Source organism: Oleiphilus sp. HI0117, from assembly GCF_001635235.1.
Map to the genome: position 1 here is coordinate 1 of NZ_LWGA01001433.1, position 903 is coordinate 903.

The following is a 903-nucleotide window of genomic DNA, read 5'->3' on the forward strand; positions in this document are numbered from 1 at the left end:
ATTGCTAAATTGATCGCCAAGAAAGGTGATCGAATGACAGCCGGTCAACGTGTGCTCAATTTGGCGATGAATGATAGGCAGGCTCGCTTGGCAAGGGCTAAAGCGGATCTTAAGGTTGCAAGGGCCGAGTTGAAATCAAGCTTAAGTCTGAAGGAAAAGAATCTCTTATCCGAAAATCAGCTGCAACAAAATCAGGCGAATGTAATGGCGGCTGAAGCCGCGGTTAAAGAGGTTGAGCTGGAAATCGAACACACCCATATACTTAGCCCTTTTGCGGGTGTTTTAAATGACTTACACGTTGAGCAGGGTGACTACGTTGCTCCAGGCACTGTGTTGGCAACAATTGTCGACGATCAGGCGCTTATCATTAGTGCTGATGTTCCTCAGCAGCACGTTGCCAAATTAGCTTTGGGGCAAGTGGTTGAGGCAAAGTTACTCAATGGTACTGAGCTAAAGGGCAAGATCACTTATATATCGAGCATTGCTGATTTGGCGACACGCGCTTTCAGAATAGAGGCCTTGGCGCAGAATTCGTCTCAAGTAAAACGCTTTGGCCAAAGCGCTCGCGTTAGTATTTTGCTTGGCCAGCAAAAAGCCCACAAACTTTCTCCTTCATTATTAAGCCTTGATAGTCAGGGTGAACTGCAAATTAAAGGACTCGATGTTGAGGGGCGGGTAAAAGCATATCCGGTTGAACTCTTACGCAGCGAGAATGATGGTGTTTGGCTAGGCGGTTTACCCGAGGTGCTTGAGCTTATTACCGTCGGGCAAGGTTTTGTTTCGGTTGGTGAAAAGGTCAGCCCTGTTCGAGTTTCGGCAGAAGATAAGGCGTCAGGAGTAGATTCTTAATGAAAGAGTACTTTGGTACGGCACCAAAAACGCCAATCGACTGGGCGATAGAGC

General features: G+C 47.3%; 1 protein-coding gene. It reads left to right on the plus strand.

From position 1 onward, the window contains the following. The coding region (locus A3757_RS24050) for an efflux RND transporter periplasmic adaptor subunit (RefSeq protein WP_068740435.1) at window positions 1-849 on the plus strand (849 nt) is incomplete at its 5' end. Window positions 850-903 lie beyond the last annotated feature (54 nt).